Genomic DNA, 17,685 nt, shown 5'->3' with positions numbered 1-17,685 from the left:
CACTACTATTTTACTGAATTAAAAAGTAAAATAGTTGCTATTCTGATTATAACAAAAATAAAAAGCTTCTCTCCTTCAAGAGAAGCGGGGTTTCAGAATGCTTTAGGGCATCAGCAAAATCTTGCCGATGCTTTTTCGGCTTTCGATATGGGCATGTGCTTGTGCTGCTTCTGCCAGGGGAAAGCGTTTTGAAATCGCAATCTCCAATTTTTTCTCAAGCATCAACTCTGTTATTTTCGCCGCTGCCTCTTCCAAAAATTCAGGGCGCCGTTTCCGGTAAGTTCCTGTGCTGTAGCCGAGGACAGAACGGCAACTGGAATGCAGATCGGCAGTGGTAAGCGTGCCCGGCACCGACCCTGTATTGCCATGGCCAAATGAAACAATCCGGCCAAACGGAGCCAGACATTCCATGCTCTTTTCGAAATTTTCTCCAGCGACTGTATCCAAAATGACGTCTGCTCCTTTGCCGCCGGTCAATTGCTTGACCTCCTCAACAAAATCGCCTGATACGTAATTGATGACATGATCCGCTCCAAACCCTTTTGCGGTTTCTATTTTTTCATTGCTGCCTACTGTCCCGATAATTGTGCCTGCTCCAAATAGTCGAGCCAGCTGAATGGCCGTCGAACCGATGCCGCCAGCTGCCGCATGAATCAAAATGGTTTCTCCCGGAGCGAGGCGCGCTATTTTTCGAATAACATTGTACGCTGTAATGCCCACTGTCAGCGAAGCCGCCGCTGTTTCAATATCCAATTCATCCGGAACCGCATAAGTCAACGCTTCATCCGCTGCCACGTACTCGGCGTAGGACCCGTCTTTCGGAAAAGCCATCACCCGCTGCCCCGGCCTAAACTTCGTTACGCCGCTTCCCACCTTGATAATTTCCCCTGCGCAATCCAGTCCCGGGATAAATGCAGCACCCGCTTCGGCGCCGTGGTACTGGCCTTGGCGTGCCTTAATGTCCGCAAAATTCACGCTGATCGCCTGTACTTGGATCAGCACTTGATGCGAAGCAATTTCCGGTTTATCCACTTCCTGAAGCTGCAGCACTTCCGGCGCTCCAAGTTCCTTCACAACGATTGCTTTCATTTCCCCATCTCCCTTAGCTTGAAAGATCCTTAATCATCTTATGTTAAGATTTTCAATAAATAATCCGCATAAACTTGTTCGATTTCCTCTTTGCTAAATTCCCCTTCAGGCAAATACCATACCTGAATCCAATTGGCCGCCCCTAAAATAATCATCCGTGCCATTTTCTTCTGTGAAACCGAAAATTCGCCTTTTTGGACTCCCTGAAGAATCAGCTGATCGAAAAGCTCCGCATATTCGTCCAGTTTTTGTACAATGACATCCACATAATCACCCGAAAAAATTTGTTCCGGCTTTACCGCCAGGTTGAATATTTCTCTTTCTCGGATAGCGGTATCCAAATGGATTTTGATGGCTGCTTTCATTTTCTCACTGGAAGAGATGTCCTGTTGGCTGATTCTCCTCAATTGGTCCAAAACAGTGGTTAAAATCTGCTCGTGGCAATAAAACAGTAATTCTTCTTTATTCTTAAAATAATAATACAGGGAACCTTTTGTCATCAGCAATTCGGCCGCAATGTCTTCCATTGTAGTCTGGCGGAACCCTTTTCTCGAGATAACCAAACTGGCGGAACGAAGAATATCTTCTTTTTTCTTGGCCGTTTTTCTTTCCCTCAGGTTCATTTCAACACCTCATACCGTCATTTTCTCGTCACTTGCCTTCTAAGCTTTTTCCCTAATCTAAAATTCCCAAAACAATTTTGAAATCTTTATCATATAAAAAAGCTCTCCATTTTAGAATGAAGAGCTTTTAATATGTTATTAAGCTAAATCAACGTTATGGTAGACCTGCTGCACATCTTCCAAATCTTCGATGGCATCGATCATTTTTTCGAATTGGGCTTGTGCGTCTTCCGGCAATTCCAGTTCGTTTTGTGCGAGCATTGTCAGTTCAGCAACGGTAAACTCCGTGATGCCGACGTTTTTGAATGCTTCCTGGACAATATGGAATTGATCCGGTTCTGCATAAACGATCACCGAGTCTTCTTCTTCGCTGATATCGCGTACGTCAACGTCCGCTTCCATCAATAGTTCCAGCACTTCATCCGCCGTTTTGCCTTCGATGCCAAAAACGGCCGTATAGTCAAACATATAAGCAACTGAGCCGCTGACGCCCATATTGCCGCCGTTCTTGCCGAATGCCGCCCGGACATCTGAAGCTGTGCGGTTTACGTTATTCGTCAACGTATCGACAATTACCATAGAACCGTTCGGCCCGAAACCTTCATAGCGCAATTCATCATAGCTTTCTTCCGAACCGCCTTTCGCCTTTTCAATCGCTCGGTCAATGATAGCTCTTGGCACACTGTATGTTTTAGCGCGTTCAAGCACGACTTTCAGCGCCTGATTCGATTCTGGATCCGGTTCGCCTTGTTTTGCGGCAACATAGATTTCACGTCCGAATTTTGCGTAGATCCGGCTTGTGTTTGCGTCTTTGGATGCTTTTTTCTCTTTAATATTGTTCCATTTGCGTCCCATAGGGTTTCCCACTTTCTTTGAACTTTGAATGTGAAGAACGTTCACTATCTCCTATTATATAATAAACTCCACTTTCCTATCGACTTATATACTCAAAAACTTAATTGCTTGTTTTAAAGCAGGGTCTTCAGGGCAAGGTACTATAGAGAGGGCAACCATACTTTAAACCAGACTCGGCCAAAATCAAAAGGAGGAATTCATATGGCAGAAAACAAAGTGATCATCATTACAGGCGGAGCCAGCGGCATCGGACGGGAAGCGGCTTATCAATTAGCCGAAGCCGGAAACGCCATTGTCGTAGCCGATTTCAACGAAGAAGGCGCTAAAGAAACTGCAGCGAAGATTGAAGCACAAGGCGGCAAAGCGGCAACTTTCAAAGTGGATGTTTCCAAAGCGGAAGAAGTGGAAGCCATGGTTAATTACGCGGTGAAAACATTCGGTACATTAAATGGCATTTTCAATAATGCCGGCATCGGCCTTGTTAAACCATTGCTTGAGATGGATCCGGCTTCTTACCACAAAGTAATCGATGTCGATCAGCACAGCGTCTATTACGGCATTTACTACGGCGCAAAGAAAATGGTTGAGCTTGGAGCCAAAGGCACAATTGTCAATACCGCTTCCATTTACGGTTCCATGGCTGCAAAGGGCAGCTTCAACTACAATGCGGCAAAAGCCGCAGTGGTCATGATGTCTAAATCCGGTGCGCTGGAACTCGCTGAACACGGCATTCGGGTAGTCGGGGTCGCTCCCGGATTTATCGATACGCCGATTCTTGGAGAAGATGAAGAAATGAAAAAAGCATTGTCTGCACTTCATATGCACAACAAACTGATTCAGCCTGAAAAAGTGGCAAGCGTCGTGAAGTTTCTGTTCTCTGAGGAAGCTGCTGCCATCAATGGGTCTACCGTTGCTGTCGACGATGGCTTCCTGAGCTTTAAATAAGTAGAAACTCCATTTAACGCAATTAACGAATGACAGAAAAAAGCCGCCTTCAGTCAATGGCGGCTTTTTTGGCTTTGCTTTTATCCACCCGGAAATACTCCGAGATCTGGATAACGCGGACTTTTCCTGTATGCAGTTCATGGTAGATTCCTCTGCTGTCAGTAAACGAGATATATTGATCTCGTTCGCTGCGAATTAAAGCTTCCGCTTTTTCCTGGGACTCGACATGGATAAACCGGCGGATGTAATGCTCTTCGTCAAAAAAATACGTGACTTTGAATTCTTTCATACTGTTTCACTCCTTAGAGATGATAGGGAGCCTTCTGATAGAAGTAATTCGGTTTCACAATATCATTTTTATAGGGCTTAGGGAAAATATGAGTGGTTGCCGGCGACATCGGCGGAATCAGCCAAGCCCAGTTGCCGGTCAAGTCCCGCCCGGCTGTTTCTTCTTTTTTCTCAAAGCTTTTGAACTGCTTCGCAGCGGTATGGTGGTCGACAATTGTAACGCCGGCTTTTTGGAACGAATCCAGCACGGCAATATTCAATTCCACCAGAGCTTTGTCTTTCCATAGCGAACGGTTGGAGTCGGTATTCAGCCCCATGATTTCCGCAACAGCCGGAAGCAAATTATAGCGGTCTTCGTCGGCAAGGTTGCGCGCACCGATTTCCGTCCCCATATACCAGCCATTAAACGGCGCCATTGTATAATGGATGCCGCCGATTTCCAGCTTCATCTCTGAGATAATCGGCACCCCGTACCATTTGGCCTTCAGCTCTTTGAAACGGCTGATTTCGGGATGTTCCAATTCCACTTCGATAATGGATTCTTTCGGCAGTTCAAAGTAACAAGGTTCTTCCCCCTTCACTTGGATGACCAACGGCAATATGTCAAAATGGCCGCCTTCGCCTTGCCATCCCAATTTCTCGCATTGCTTCGTGAACTCCAGGGAAGTTGAATCTCCTATAATTTCTCCATTCCTTTCGTAGCCGGCGTAGCGGATCAGTTGATGGTTCCAAATGCGCATGGCATCTTCCCCATTTCGAGACGCCGGAAACACCGTGATCGCCGGACGGATTTTGCCGCCATTCGATGCAAATTCAATATGGTTCATCAAGGCGTCAAACGCGCCTTCGGCAGTAGACTGGCGGCGTTCATCAAAGACGGTCAGGGAATTCCAAAATAACCGGCCGATGCAGCGGTTGTTATTGCGCCAAGCCATCCGGGCGCCATGTTCCAATTCTTCAAATGTATGTGTGTACGTATTTGTCTGTTCAATTTCCTTGGCAATTTCAGCAATTCGGGTTTCGACTTGGTGTTCATTTTTTCCTAATTCGTAGTAGCAGACGGACAAAAACTCTGTTGCTTCATCGAGTAAAGCATTGGGTATCCCAATGACAGTCAAGTTCATCACTCCTCGCCCATATCATATCATCATCCTTTCAGTTTTTTCACTTCCCGCCCTTTCGCCTGCTTTGTTTTTTCCAGAAGGTGCAGTACACTTGAATTGAGTGAAAATACAGTCAAGAGGAGGCGGCACTGATCGTAAAAGCTATTTTTTTTGATTTAGACGATACCTTATTATGGGATAAGAAAAGTGTGGCGGAAGCGTTCCGGAAAACTTGCGAGCGGGCAGCGGAAAAGAGCGGACAAACTTGCACGGGACTCGAAGCAGCAGTCCGCGCAGAAGCGACTGCGCTTTATTCTGCCTATGCCACTTATCCTTTCACCCAAATGATCGGCATCAACCCTTTTGAAGGATTATGGGGAACTTTTGATGACGAAGGTGCCGATTTTCAGGAAATGAAAAAAATCGTTCCTGACTACCGGCGCGAAGCCTGGACAAGGGGATTAAAAAAGATTGGCATCGACGATCCTAAACTGGGTCAGGAGCTGGCCGATTACTTTCCTGAAGCCAGAAGGCAAAGCCCGATTCTTTATGAAGAAACGCTCGATGTACTCGAAGAGCTGAAAGGAAAATACGAGCTTCTGCTGCTGACGAACGGTTCTCCTGCCCTGCAGAATATCAAACTTGAAATCACCCCCGAAATTACGCCTTATTTCGACCATATCGTCATCTCGGGAGCCTTCGGAAAAGGAAAACCGGCTCCTGAGATCTTCGAACATGCCTTGGCGAAATTCGGCTACCGGGCAGATGAAGTATTAATGGTCGGCGACAATTTAATGACGGATATCATCGGTGCCGAAAGAGCCGGCATCCGCTCAGTCTGGATCAACCGGGAACAAAAAGCGCCGCACGAAAGCATCATCCCTACATACGAAATCAACCACCTGAAACAACTGCTTCCGATATTGGAAAGGTTATAAACTAGGAAGATACCCTCATTGAGGGCATCAAACTGTAAACAAATTTTAAATGAAATGAATACCCATGCATAAATCCAACCGGACCGGCCACTTCGCTTTCCGTGGGCTCAGCTTCAGTCTCCTCGTCGCTTCGAAAACCCGCTGCTCCTGCATCGCTACGCTAGCTCCGTCGCAAAGGCTTGCCCTCGCAAGCTTCGGCCAATGCCTTGCCTGCGGGGCCTTCAGCTTTCGCTGGTCCCACAGGAGTCTTCGTGGCCGGACCGGTTGGGCGTGTCACTTTCATTCGAAAGTAAACAATAGACCGAATGACGCTCAGCTTTTTAGTTACAGAAGAAAAGCGACACCTTTGGGTAGCCTCCACACTAAGGATCCGAAGTGAAAGCCGGCGACTCCTGCGGGACAGCGAAGTGCCGAAATCCACTCGGGACGCAAGTTCCGAGTTAGTTCGGCGCGAGCCCGCGGAACGCGTCCGGCTGTAACGAAGGATCCGGCTTTTCCGATTGTCTGTTTATTTACCTTTCACACCAAATTGAAAAAGAGACCCTCAATGAGGGTCTCTTTCAAGTTCACTTACATATTAATCGCTGTGACATGTTCAATTTCAGCCAAGCTTTCCAATTGCGCCAAGCCACTGTCTTCGGCTACTTTGTCGATTGACAGCATCATGATGGCGTCTCCGCCGGCATTTGAGCGGAATACCTGCATCGTTGCAATATTGACGCCTTCTTCGCCAAGCAAAGTTCCGACTCGTCCAATTACACCCGGACGGTCATTATGGCGGATGAAGACCAAATGTCCTTGAGGGACGATGTCCACTAAATAATTGTCTACTTTAACAATGCGTGCGCCTTGTCCGTTCAACAAGGTGCCAGCCGCTGTCCGCGTACCGTTGGCATTTTTCACTTCCATCGTAATTAAGTTCGTGAAGCCTTTTGCCGTAGTCGACTTGCTTTCATTGACCGTGATGCCTTTTTGATTGGCCAAATACAATGCATTCACGTCATTGACGTTTTCTCCGAGATGGCGTTTCAGCAAGCCTTTCAATGCGTTGCGCGTCAAGGGCCCGACTTCTACATTCGCCAAATCCCCTGAATACTGGATATTCACTTCTTCCGCCGTGCCATCGCTCAGGTCGGTCAGGAATCGCCCAAGGCGTTCCGCAAGATCAAAATACGGTTCGATTTTTGCCATAACTTCTTTCGGTACAGACGGCAAGTTGACTGAGTTGCGGACAGTGCCTGTCGTGAAATAGCTGATAACGTCATTGCTGACATCGACTGCGACACTTTCCTGCGCTTCAATCGTACTGGCGCCCAAGTGCGGCGTTGCCACCACTTCCGGCAAGTCAAGCAAACGGAAATCAACCATCGGTTCTTGTTCAAAAACATCTAATGCTGCGCCGGCCACTTTTCCGGCTTTGATGGCATCATACAGGGCGTTTTCGTCAATAATGCCGCCTCTCGCGCAGTTGATGATCTGGACGCCGTCTTTCATCAGCTTGAATGCCTCTGCATTGATCAAATGGCGGGTTTCCTTCAAAAGCGGTGTATGGACAGTGATAAAATCCGCCGCTTTGATGACGTCTTCCACCGAACCGAAATCAACGCCCATCTTCGCCGCTTTTTCAGCTGTCAGGAAAGGATCGTAAGCGATAACGTTCATGCGCTGGCCTTTTGCCCGAGCCGCTACTTCCGTACCGATCCGGCCGAGTCCGATGACGCCGAGCGTCTTATTCTTCAGTTCTACCCCGACATACGACTTGCGGTCCCAGTTCTGATTGCGCAAGGCATAGAAAGCTTGCGGGATTTTGCGTGCCATCGACATCAGCATCGCAATCGTATGTTCGGCAGCCGAATTCGTATTGCCATCCGGCGCGTTGACGACAATGATGCCGTGTTCTGTCGCTGCTTCCAAATCGATATTGTCCACCCCGACGCCGGCACGGCCGATGATTTTCAAATGCTGTGCTTTTTCGATGATGTCGCGCGTCACCTGCGTCTGGCTACGAACAAGCAAAGCATCAAAATCCTTGATCCGTTCTCCCAGCTGCTCGGGCGTCAAATTGGTTTCCATCACAATATTAAAGCCGTCCGCTTGGCGCAACGGATAAATGCCATCTTCGCTTAATGGATCGCTGATTAGGATATTGTATGTCATTGTGCCAACTTCCCTTCATTTAAGTAGATTTGCTGTGCAGCTCTTACGCCTTTTCCAAGTTCGATTTCTTTGCCGGCTTTCATGACGCCGATTTCCATGATTGCAATCGCCTGCAGCATATCAGCTGGTGAACAATAGCCCATATGGCCGACGCGGAATATGGTTTTCGCCAAATGCTGCTGGCCGCCTGCCACTTCAAAACCGAATTCCTGTTTCATGATTTTCCGGAACGCTTCTGCATCGAAGTCTGCAGGCTTAACTGCTGTGACCGTTGGAGAAGCGGCGGCATCTGTAGTGAGCAGCGGAATATCCAAAGCTTGGAATGTAGCCCGTGTCATCTTCATCATCAACCGGTGCCGTGCATATACCTGCTCCAGCCCTTCTTCCTCCATCAGCTGCAAGACTTGCTGCAAACCGAAAAGAATCGATAATGCCGGCGTAAATGGCGTGGTGTCTTTCAGGATATTATCCCGATGCTTTTTCAAATCGAGATAAAACCGCGGCTGCGGATTTGCTTCGATTTTCGCCCATGCGCGTTCGCTCGCCGCTACAAATGCGAGCCCGGCAGGAAGCATAAATGCTTTTTGCGAACCGGTCACTACGATATCGATTCCCCATTCATCCATTTTTGTCTCGGTTCCTCCGACACAAGAAACTCCATCGACAATAAACAAGGCATCCGATTCTTCTTTTACAGCTGCTGCAAGTTCCTGCACCGGGTTCAGCACGCCGGTTGAGGTTTCGCAGAACGTAGCGAACACCGCTTTCACTTCCGGATGTTCTTTTAGGAATGCTTTCACTGCTTCCGGATCTGCCGCTTGCCCCCAGTCCACATCCAACACATGGGTTTTAATTTCATAAGCTTTGCAGATTTTCGCAAAACGCTCACCAAAAGCACCTGTTACCACTACTAATACTTCTTCACCCGGTGCTACAGTGTTAACGACCGCCGTTTCAAGACCAGCCGTTCCACTGGCAGTTAAAATCATGACTTCCTGCTGTGTACCGAAAACACGCTTTAATTTCGGGCGGATATCCTGGATCATATCGGAAGTGCTTTGCCCTCTATGGCCAATCATCGGTTGGCTCATCGCACGGTTGACGCTTGGCGGAATGGGTGTAGGTCCTGGAATTCGTAAAATTTGTTGGTCAGTCAGCATATTGGTTTCCCCTTTCGTGTTTAGAAGCAGCAATAAAAAAAAGACTCCACGCCCCTCACATAAAAATGCAAGGGGCGAAGAGTCTTTCGATTCGCGGTACCACCCTAGTTCACTGCTTCAGGAATTGATGCAGCCTCATTGGTTCACATGCGTAACGGGCACGAGCCGGATGAACCTACTGAATTTCAGTCCATCTATTCAGGAGTGCTGCAAAGGACCGGAACCGCTGATTCTCACCACCCATCAGCTCTCTAAAGATTCCTATGTACTCCGCCTATCTCCATCGAAATAGTTTTTTGATATTTGAGTTGAATCCATCATATCAAATCCGAAAAAGTTGTCAATATAGAATAAATATTCAAACTACTTTGCAACCGTTTTCATCTTTCACGATGCCAGTAACCATGCGCCTTAAAAATTTTTGAAATATTTTTCGCCTCTGACGCAATCATTCAGAAAAAATCAATGATTTAAAATTTTTGCGGTTTTTTTGATATACTGGATATAAGAATTTTAAAGGAGGCTGCAATGTGATTAAAACTTTTTCTGTAGAAGATTACTTATCAGCGAATAGAGAGCGCTTTGAAGCAATCAGCGCCTATATATGGGAGCATCCGGAAACCCGTTACCAGGAATTTGAATCTGCCCGCTTTTTAGCAGATGAACTTGAAAAAGAGGGGTTCCACGTGGAACGCGGAGTTGGCGGAATTGAGACAGCTTTTATCGCCACATTTGGAGAAGGCAAGCCGGTCATCGGATTTTTAGGAGAATTTGATGCTTTGTCCGGACTTAGCCAAAAAGCCAACAGCACCGAACAGGAAGCTTTGGTTCCGGGCGGAGTTGGCCACGGCTGCGGGCATAACCTGCTCGGTACGGGCGCACTCGCTGCTGCCTATGCAGTCAAAGCCTATTTTCAGGAAAACGGCATCAAGGGCACGTTGAAATTTTATGGCTGTCCGGCAGAAGAAGGCGGTTCCGGCAAAACCTTCATGGTCCGGGAAGGCGTTTTCGAAGGGCTCGATGCGGCATTGACGTGGCATCCCTCCTATTCGAATACCATCATGAGCTTATCAAGCCTTGCCAATTACCAGGTCTATTTCCGCTTCAAAGGCATTGCCTCTCATGCCGCCAACTCTCCGCATCTCGGCAGAAGTGCACTGGATGCTGTGGAATTGATGAATGTCGGAGTCAATTATCTGCGCGAGCATGTTGTTCAGGAAGCACGCATCCATTACGCCATTACGAATAGCGGCGGTATTTCGCCGAATGTGGTCCAATCCGAAGCGGAAGTTCTGTATTTGATCCGGGCACCGAAAGTTGCGCAGGTTGATGAAATTTACAAACGCGTCTGCAAAATTGCGGAAGGTGCTGCGCTGATGACCGAAACCGAAATGACGATTGTCTTTGATAAAGCTTGCTCGAACTATGAACCCAATCGTACTTTAGAAGAAATCCTCTACCAAAAGCTGCAGGAAGCCGGCCCGATCCAGCCGACTGATGAAGAAATCACATTCGCCAAAGGCATCTGGAACAGCTTGTCCGAAGGTGAAAAGAAAAATTTTGTCTCCGGCATGGAAAGCTTCGGCTATTTCGGCGACGGCAGTGAATTTGAAGGGAAATTCCTTTCCGATATCATTTCAGACTATGTCGCTGCCGACAAAGTCATGCCCGGATCTACTGATGTTTCCGATGTCAGTTGGGTTGTGCCGACTGCACAGTTAACGACTGCCACAAGCGCTATCGGTACGCCGCTGCATACTTGGCAAATGGTGACTCAAGGCCTCAGCTCATTCGCCCACAGCGGCATGTTGTTGGCCGCACAGTCCATGGCAGCTGCAGCCATCCACCTATACGAGAACGAAAACGCTCTCCAGGCGGTAAAAGCTGAACACGAAAAGAAACGGGCAAAAGAACCTTATTTCTGCCCAATTCCAAAAGACGTCAAACCTTCTGCAGTGAAGTAAATAAAGCTACTTAAAAAGGATGCCGAAACCACTCGGCATCCTTTTTGAAGCTGTTTAGAAACAAAAGAAGTCTTTATTTATTTCGCTCCAAGTGAACGCTTTCCGCTTCATTCGGTTCACTCTTTTAATAAAGAATTGTTCTTATTAGAAAGAGTAGATGAGTATACATGCTTTTTATTCACAGTTCACTATCGATATGGAGCAAACCAGCGGAGAAAACCGTACTGCTCCTGCGCAAGCTCGTCGCAAAGACATGGCTTCGCAAGCTTCTGCCATTGTCTTGCCTGCGGGAAAGCGAGACAGCCGAGACCCCGCAAGCCGCACAGCGGCTGAGGAGGCTTGGCGCTCGCCCGCGGCTAAAACATATGCTCCTGCGCAAGCTCGTCGCAAAGCCATTGGTCTCGCTAGCTTCGACCAATAACTTCGCAGCTGGGTTGCGGAATATCAGTTAATAGATTATATCTTTCTCGATAAGCTGAAAAAGGATGCCGAAACCACTCGGCATCCTTTCTTATTCGCTTTTAGTTTTAGTAAGATCTCGGCATGCCCAGCACGTTCTGTCCAAGGAAAGCCAGGATCATATTATTGCTGACCGGCGCCACTTGGTACATGCGGGTTTCCCTGAATTTCCGCTCCACATCGTACTGGTCTACAAAGCCGTAGCCACCGTGCGTGTCCAGGCAGACATTGGCCGCCTGCCAGCTCGCTTCACTCGACAAATACTTCGCCAGGTTGGCCTGTTCTCCGTATTTTTCCCCTTCATCGTATTTCCGTGCCGCTTCATAGCGCATCAAATCAGCTGCTTTGATGGCTGCATAAGCGCGGGCAATCGGAAACTGGATTCCCTGGTTCGTGCCGATTTTCCGGTCAAACACTTCGCGTTCGTTGGCATAGCTGGTCGCCTTATCGATGAAGAAATAGCCATCTCCAATTGCTTCTGCTGCGAGCAAGGTACGTTCAGCATTCATGCCGTCAAGTACGTAGCGGAACCCTTTCCCTTCTTCTCCAATCAAGCATTCCGAAGGGATTTTCATATTCTTATAAAAAACTTGGTTGGTGGCATAGTTGAACATCGTGCGCACCGGCTCCACTACGAATGTTTCCGGCTGCTTTTCGCGGATTTCGCGCAAATCGACCAGGAACAAGCTGAGTCCCTCCGTTTTCTTTGCGCCCACTTGGTCCGCCGGAGTCGTTCTGGCAAGCAGCATTAACAAATCCGACTGCAAAACACGGCTTGTCCAGTTTTTATGCCCGTTGACAATGTAGCCGTCATCCGTTTTCTCTGCAAATGTCTCAATTGCTGTTGTATTGGATCCCGCCGACTCTTCCGTCACGGAAAAAGCCTGGAAACGGAGGCTCCCACTTGCGATATCAGGCAAATACTTGCGCTTTTGCTCTTCGCTGCCGTGCTTCAGCAAAGCGCCCATCGTATACATCTGGGCATGGCATCCGGCGGCATGGCCGCCTGAACGGTTGATCTCCTCGAGAATGATGGTGGCTTCTGTCATGCCGTAGCCTTTCCCGCCATACTCTTCAGGAATCAATGCCGACAAGTAGCCGCTTTTCGTTAACGCACCCACAAATTCATATGGATACTCACGTTCAATGTCAAGCTGTCTCCAATACTCATTTGGATAATCCGCACATAATTGGCGGATTTCTTCTCTCAACTGTTCTCTTTCCTGCACATTCAATTTAGCCACAAGCTTCTCCGTCCTTTCAATTTCGATTCAATCTTGTTTTATTTTTCAGCAGCATCCGTCGATGTAGATGCCTGCATTTTCTCCGGATCAAACCCAAACTCTTTTAAGATAGCTTCTGTATGCTGCCCCACTTCCGGGATCGGCTTCATCACTGAACTGATTTCATCAGACGTAACAGGCGGAATCAAGGCTTTTAGCGGTCCCACCGGTGAATCTACTTCACTCCAGCGATTGCGCGCTTGTAATTGAGGATGGTCGACCAGTTCCTTCAATGTGTTCAAGCGGGCATTGGCAATTTTCGCTTCTTCGAGAAGATCAATAATTTGAAGGGATGCGCTTTGCTGAAAGACGTCTTCGATGATTTCTTTTAATGCTTCTTTGTTTACCACCCGCTTGGAATTGTTATCGAACCGGCTGTCTACTGCAACTTCCGGTTTCTTCAAAACTTCCTCGCAGAAACGCACCCATTCCCGTTCGTTCTGGATGCCCATAAAGACGAACTTCTCATCTCCGGCTTTGAACGGACCGTACGGATAAATGGTGGCATGGCTCGCGCCGGTCCGTTTCGGTTCTTGTTCTCCATAAGCGGAATAATACAGCGGAAAGCCCATCCATTCCGCAAGCGCTTCAAGCATCGACACTTCGATGACTGCGCCTTTGCCGGTTTTCGACCGGGCAATCAAAGCCGTTAAAACGCCTGTATACGTATACATTCCCGCTGCAATATCCGCGATGGAAATTCCTGCTTTTGACGGCGTATCTTCAGTGCCAGTAACCGATACCAATCCTGCCTCGCATTGAATCAGCAGGTCGTATGCTTTTTTATTGGTGTAAGGGCCAAAAGTGCCATAGCCGGAAATGGAACAAATGATCAGCTGCGGATATTTTTCCTTTAGTTCCGCTGCACTGAAGCCGAGCCGGTCCACAGCACCCGGTGCCAAGTTATGGATGAACACATCCGCTTTTGACAGCAGCTCCTCCAAGACTTTTTTCGCTTCTTCGTGCTTTAAGTCCAAAGCAATCGATTCTTTTGAGCGGTTCGCCCAGACAAAATGGCTCGACATCCCCTTCACCGTTTGGTCATAGCCACGGGCAAAATCCCCCGGTCCCGGCCTTTCCACTTTAATGACGCGGGCTCCTAAATCTGCAAGCTGGCGTGTGGCAAAAGGCGCTGCAACTGCCTGTTCCAATGACACCACCGTAATTCCCTCTAATGGCAACATAACAGTCCCTCCTTCTAAATTTTAGTTTATATTTAAACCAATCCGATCCAGCTCCACCAAGTAGAAGCGACCAGGACAGTGGCAGCTATTGAAATGATGGTGGCGTATAAGCCGGGTTTCAAAAAATCTTTTTGGGTAATCATGCCGGTACTGTGTGCAAGCAGATTTGGCATCGATTCTACAATCAATACAAAACCGAACAAGCAACTCAGGCCGGTCGCAAAGCCGGTAACCGTCGGGTCGATGCCGGCATTTTGGGCAACGCTGATAATGATGGGCACAAGCACCACCACGGCGGTCGCCACATTTGAAATCAATTTATGGAAGATCTGCGCCAGGATTGTCACGATAATGACCGCAGGCAACGGATTTTGAATCAGTGCCATAAACCAGCCGACGCTTAAGTATTCGCTGATCGTGTCTGCCGCACCCGAGTCAACAAAGGTATAGCCCATCGACAAGGTAACGCTGATCAGCAGAATCGTATTGTAATTTATTTTCACCACCGGCTCCCACTCGGCTACACCGATTTTCGGCAATGTCATCAAGACAACTCCGATCAATGCCGGGATGCTGGGATGCATGCCATGCAGCGGTTCAGCCAGCCACAAAGCGACGATGAACAGCAAAATGGCAAAGCAGCGGACTTCCCGCCGGTTGACGGGTCCGAGTTCCGTAAGTTTCTCCTGCATTTCTTCTTTGATCTTGGGAAAGTACTGCTGCTCTTTCGGCAAAGGGAAAATTTTAAGCAGCAGCAGCCAAATAGCCGGGATTAAAATTGCCCATAGGGGAAAGGTATAGTAAAACCATTGAAAATACGTAATCTTGATTCCGGCAAATCGGTTCAGCAGTTCGACGGTCAGGATATTCCCAATCGCCGCAGTCATCACGGAGGTGCCGCTGATAATGCCGCCGAAAGCCACACCAAGCATGATCATTTTCCTCAGATTGCTGCCTGCTTTGGCTCCAGTCGTTTCGATGATCATGGTGGAAACCGGCAAAATCAGAGCAGATCTTACCGCCGTGGAAGGAATAAAGAATGCCTGCAGCTGCTGAATCATAATAATACTGCCCAACAGTCCTTTCGAATGGCTTCCCCACCTTTTCAGGATGATATAACTCATTCTTTTAATGAGAGAAGTTTCATCGACCGCAGTCGCAAGCATCATTCCCCCGACAATCAAATAAGTGGCCGGCGAAGCAAATCCGCTGAAAATAACCGCTGAATCGGCGACATCAAACAACAGCATCGCCAATAAAATCATTAAAGCCGTCAGCCCCAAGGATATCGGTTCTAACGCCCAAAGAATCACTCCGGCCACAATAATCGCTGTCATGATCTTTCCTGAATAACTAAAGGCATCCGGCAACCCATAGTAAACGGCGATAAAGGCAAGAACAGCAAATGCAAAAGAACCGTATACTTTTATATCTTTACTGGTGAATTGTTTCATGCTTCCCGGCCCCCTGCTCCAGCCCCTTATTTACCGCATAATTTGGAGGAATCCACCCTACTTTTACTTGGCGTAGCAAATCCAGCCGCCAAAATGATTGGTTTTGAAGAAGTTGGCAATCCGGTGAAAACCGGCTTCTTCCATAAGTTCTCTTAATCTTTCTTCCGGAATTACCGACTCCGTTAACGTTCCTTTCATCAGCTCTTCCACTTTTTCTTCGGTCATCCGTGTATTATCCAGCCAGTAATTTTTCCATAATGCTACCAATTCCTTAAATTCGGGAAGGGTCGGATCGCCAACTTTCGAAACCAGCACAAACGGAGAACCCGGCTTTAAATGGGACCGCACTTTCTTCAAAAGTGCCAATTTGTCTTCCACTTCAGCAAGAAAATGGAGCACGAGGATGCATGTGGCGCCGTCGTAACCTGATTCAGCAGGCACATCCGCGACCGTTCCATGAATAAATTCTACGCGTTCCTGCATTTCCAGTTCTTTCGCTTTCATATGCGCCACTTCCAGCATCGCTTTTGACGGATCCACGACTGTGAAATGCCAGCCTGGATTAGCCGGCCCAAACGCTGTCAGCTCTCCTCCGCCTCCTCCTCCGACAATTAACAAAGAGGCATCCGAATCCAAATTGAAACGCAGAAACGTCTTCGCAAGCCGGAGCATCGGGTCATAAGTCGGCAGCGTCCGCCTCACCCCTTTGTCATACTCCCGCGCAAGTTCCGTATCAAATTCCATCTTTTCAGCCATTGCCTCAACTCCTTGCCTTTTTTAAATTCTAGTTGCCGATATTCGACAACAGTTCGTATAAATTCGATTTCGCCTCTAAATCGATTTCCGGCATATTCGGCGTTCTGACATAGTTGCCAGCAAAACCGTCAAATGGATTGAAACCGCTTTCTTCCTTTCGCAAGCTGTCGCCTGCGCCTGCCCTTTAAAGGCAGAATCCATTCGAATATAATGATTGGGATATTGGATACAATATTTTATTAATTTAAATACTACTAAAAATTCCGACAATTGTAAACGTGTAAAAAAGGAATCTAAAGCAAAAATCAGCTTTTTATACTGAAGATCTTTTGCCCGATTCCCTGCTATTCATCAGCCTGTTTGTTCTTTCAACGCCGCAATAATGGCATCTGTCACTTCTTGCGTTGAAGAGCTGCCGCCAATGTCACCCGTTTTCACTCCGGATTCCAATGTACGTTCAATTGCTTCTAAAAGAATTTCGCCCATTTCTGGTTCACCTAAATGGTCAAGCATCATTTTCGCTGTCCAGATTTGGCCGATTGGGTTGGCGATGCCTTTTCCGTAAATATCCGGGGCAGAGCCATGGACCGGTTCAAACATCGATGGGTATTTCCCGTTAAGGTTGATGTTTGCTGCTGGCGCAATGCCGATGCTGCCCATTATGGCTGCACCCAAATCACTTAGAATATCGCCAAACAAGTTGCTCGCCACAACGACGTCCAGTGTTTCCGGACGGGTGACAAAAAAGGCGGAAAGCGCGTCGATATGTTCGCTTCTGGTTTTGATATCCGGATAGCTTGCAGACATTTCTTTGAATATTTCATCCCAAAACGGCATGGAATGTGCGATGCCGTTCGATTTGGTCGCACTTGTCAGATGCCCGTTTCTTTTTCCTGCAATTTCAAAACCATATTCCATCACTCGGGACACGCCTTTTTTCGTAAAGACGGCGTTTTGAACCACAATTTCATCTATTCCATTGTGGACCCTGCCCCCGATGCTGCTGTACTCGCCTTCGCTATTTTCCCGCACGATTAGAATATCGAAGTTTTTAGGATTTGATAACGGAGATACCATCCCTCTTAGCTGCTTGGCCGGACGGACATTGATAACCTGTTCAAATTCACGGCGGATTCTCAACAACAATTCACCCAATGAAATATAGTCCGGCACTAGATTTGGATCTCCGACAGCCCCAAGAAAGATGGCGTCGCTTCCTTTGATCAGTTCAAGCCCATTTTCAGGCATCATCGTTCCATGTTCGATATAGTATTCAGAACTCCACGGGTAATGCGTATAGTTGAACTTTAATCCTCCGTGAATATCTGCAATTGCATCCAATACACGAAGTGCTTCCGGCACAACTTCTTTTCCGATTCCGTCACCTGGAATGACGGCTAGTTCCAATGTCTTCATGAACTGATCTC

General features: G+C 47.7%; 16 protein-coding genes and 1 other annotated feature. Of the genes, 3 read left to right on the top strand and 13 right to left on the bottom strand.

The window, feature by feature from the left end:
• Window positions 1-102 precede the first annotated feature (102 nt).
• The 3 genes from HU147_RS02820 to HU147_RS02810 all read right to left on the bottom strand — a co-directional run bounded on the left by HU147_RS02820 (window position 103) and on the right by HU147_RS02810 (window position 2,567).
• Window positions 103-1,089: a quinone oxidoreductase family protein gene (locus HU147_RS02820; RefSeq protein WP_224074791.1), complete on the bottom strand. Its 987-nt coding sequence runs from the start codon at window positions 1,087-1,089 to the stop codon at window positions 103-105.
• A 38-nt stretch (window positions 1,090-1,127) separates the two neighbouring features.
• Window positions 1,128-1,712 carry a TetR/AcrR family transcriptional regulator gene (locus HU147_RS02815; protein ID WP_224074790.1) on the bottom strand — a complete coding sequence of 195 codons (585 nt, stop codon included), beginning with the start codon at window positions 1,710-1,712 and terminating at the stop codon, window positions 1,128-1,130.
• Between the two features lie 138 nt (window positions 1,713-1,850).
• Window positions 1,851-2,567 carry a YebC/PmpR family DNA-binding transcriptional regulator gene (locus HU147_RS02810; protein ID WP_036801785.1) on the bottom strand — a complete coding sequence of 239 codons (717 nt, stop codon included), beginning with the start codon at window positions 2,565-2,567 and terminating at the stop codon, window positions 1,851-1,853.
• Between the two features lie 201 nt (window positions 2,568-2,768).
• On the opposite strand from HU147_RS02810, the gene HU147_RS02805 reads away from it, so the two are divergent.
• A complete protein-coding gene (locus HU147_RS02805) occupies window positions 2,769-3,512 on the top strand; it encodes an SDR family NAD(P)-dependent oxidoreductase (protein ID WP_224074789.1) in 744 nt (247 codons plus the stop codon).
• Between the two features lie 49 nt (window positions 3,513-3,561).
• On the opposite strand, the gene HU147_RS02800 is transcribed toward HU147_RS02805, so the two are convergent.
• Together HU147_RS02800 and HU147_RS02795 are read right to left on the bottom strand one after the other, a co-directional pair.
• The gene (locus HU147_RS02800; protein WP_224074788.1) at window positions 3,562-3,801 is read right to left on the bottom strand and encodes a hypothetical protein; all 240 of its coding nucleotides are present in this window, start codon (window positions 3,799-3,801) and stop codon (window positions 3,562-3,564) included.
• Between the two features lie 13 nt (window positions 3,802-3,814).
• The gene (locus HU147_RS02795; protein ID WP_224074873.1) at window positions 3,815-4,909 is read right to left on the bottom strand and encodes a nitric oxide synthase oxygenase; all 1,095 of its coding nucleotides are present in this window, start codon (window positions 4,907-4,909) and stop codon (window positions 3,815-3,817) included.
• A gap of 146 nt (window positions 4,910-5,055) precedes the next feature.
• Here HU147_RS02795 and HU147_RS02790 point away from each other — a divergent pair, with 146 nt between their 5' ends.
• The gene (locus HU147_RS02790; RefSeq protein WP_224074872.1) at window positions 5,056-5,841 is read left to right on the top strand and encodes an HAD family hydrolase; all 786 of its coding nucleotides are present in this window, start codon (window positions 5,056-5,058) and stop codon (window positions 5,839-5,841) included.
• A 570-nt stretch (window positions 5,842-6,411) separates the two neighbouring features.
• On the opposite strand, the gene serA is transcribed toward HU147_RS02790, so the two are convergent.
• Window positions 6,412-7,998, bottom strand: coding sequence for a phosphoglycerate dehydrogenase (gene serA, locus HU147_RS02785; protein WP_224074787.1), 1,587 nt, complete (start codon window positions 7,996-7,998; stop codon window positions 6,412-6,414).
• A complete protein-coding gene (locus HU147_RS02780; protein ID WP_224074786.1) occupies window positions 7,995-9,158 on the bottom strand; it encodes a pyridoxal-phosphate-dependent aminotransferase family protein in 1,164 nt (387 codons plus the stop codon). The genes serA and HU147_RS02780 overlap by 4 nt, the downstream gene beginning before the upstream one ends.
• Window positions 9,159-9,225: 67 nt before the next feature.
• Window positions 9,226-9,454 (bottom strand) — a binding site (T-box leader).
• Between the two features lie 237 nt (window positions 9,455-9,691).
• Here HU147_RS02780 and HU147_RS02775 point away from each other — a divergent pair.
• Entirely contained in the window at window positions 9,692-11,122 is a 1,431-nt protein-coding gene (locus HU147_RS02775) for a M20 family metallopeptidase (protein WP_224074871.1), read from the top strand.
• A 527-nt stretch (window positions 11,123-11,649) separates the two neighbouring features.
• Here HU147_RS02775 and HU147_RS02770 read toward each other — a convergent pair.
• The 6 genes from HU147_RS02770 to HU147_RS02750 form a co-directional block, all read right to left on the bottom strand.
• Window positions 11,650-12,825, bottom strand: coding sequence for an acyl-CoA dehydrogenase family protein (locus HU147_RS02770; protein WP_224074785.1), 1,176 nt, complete (start codon window positions 12,823-12,825; stop codon window positions 11,650-11,652).
• A gap of 38 nt (window positions 12,826-12,863) precedes the next feature.
• On the bottom strand, window positions 12,864-14,048 hold the full coding sequence (locus HU147_RS02765) for a CaiB/BaiF CoA transferase family protein (RefSeq protein WP_224074784.1): 1,185 nt from the start codon (window positions 14,046-14,048) through the stop codon (window positions 12,864-12,866).
• 32 nt (window positions 14,049-14,080) lie between these two features.
• The gene (locus HU147_RS02760) at window positions 14,081-15,502 is read right to left on the bottom strand and encodes an SLC13 family permease (protein WP_224074783.1); all 1,422 of its coding nucleotides are present in this window, start codon (window positions 15,500-15,502) and stop codon (window positions 14,081-14,083) included.
• A gap of 63 nt (window positions 15,503-15,565) precedes the next feature.
• Window positions 15,566-16,258: a class I SAM-dependent methyltransferase gene (locus HU147_RS02755; RefSeq protein WP_224074782.1), complete on the bottom strand. Its 693-nt coding sequence runs from the start codon at window positions 16,256-16,258 to the stop codon at window positions 15,566-15,568.
• A gap of 28 nt (window positions 16,259-16,286) precedes the next feature.
• Window positions 16,287-16,421 carry a hypothetical protein gene (locus tag HU147_RS19385; protein WP_263427599.1) on the bottom strand — a complete coding sequence of 45 codons (135 nt, stop codon included), beginning with the start codon at window positions 16,419-16,421 and terminating at the stop codon, window positions 16,287-16,289.
• 188 nt (window positions 16,422-16,609) lie between these two features.
• Entirely contained in the window at window positions 16,610-17,674 is a 1,065-nt protein-coding gene (locus HU147_RS02750) for a tartrate dehydrogenase (RefSeq protein ID WP_224074781.1), read from the bottom strand.
• Window positions 17,675-17,685 lie beyond the last annotated feature (11 nt).

This window comes from Planococcus chinensis, from assembly GCF_020071995.1.
Taxonomy (GTDB): domain Bacteria; phylum Bacillota; class Bacilli; order Bacillales_A; family Planococcaceae; genus Planococcus; species Planococcus chinensis_A.
This window is presented reverse-complemented; position numbering and strand designations above follow the sequence as displayed.

Coding starts and splice junctions, on each gene's coding strand:
- HU147_RS02765 (WP_224074784.1), bottom strand. CDS start 14,048: ATGTTGCCATTAGAGGGAATTACGGTGGTGTCATTGGAACAGGCAGTT.
- serA (WP_224074787.1), bottom strand. CDS start 7,998: ATGACATACAATATCCTAATCAGCGATCCATTAAGCGAAGATGGCATT.
- HU147_RS02755 (WP_224074782.1), bottom strand. CDS start 16,258: ATGGCTGAAAAGATGGAATTTGATACGGAACTTGCGCGGGAGTATGAC.
- HU147_RS02780 (WP_224074786.1), bottom strand. CDS start 9,158: ATGCTGACTGACCAACAAATTTTACGAATTCCAGGACCTACACCCATT.
- HU147_RS02815 (WP_224074790.1), bottom strand. CDS start 1,712: ATGAACCTGAGGGAAAGAAAAACGGCCAAGAAAAAAGAAGATATTCTT.
- HU147_RS02760 (WP_224074783.1), bottom strand. CDS start 15,502: ATGAAACAATTCACCAGTAAAGATATAAAAGTATACGGTTCTTTTGCA.
- HU147_RS02800 (WP_224074788.1), bottom strand. CDS start 3,801: ATGAAAGAATTCAAAGTCACGTATTTTTTTGACGAAGAGCATTACATC.
- HU147_RS02805 (WP_224074789.1), top strand. CDS start 2,769: ATGGCAGAAAACAAAGTGATCATCATTACAGGCGGAGCCAGCGGCATC.
- HU147_RS02820 (WP_224074791.1), bottom strand. CDS start 1,089: ATGAAAGCAATCGTTGTGAAGGAACTTGGAGCGCCGGAAGTGCTGCAG.
- HU147_RS02810 (WP_036801785.1), bottom strand. CDS start 2,567: ATGGGACGCAAATGGAACAATATTAAAGAGAAAAAAGCATCCAAAGAC.
- HU147_RS02750 (WP_224074781.1), bottom strand. CDS start 17,674: ATGAAGACATTGGAACTAGCCGTCATTCCAGGTGACGGAATCGGAAAA.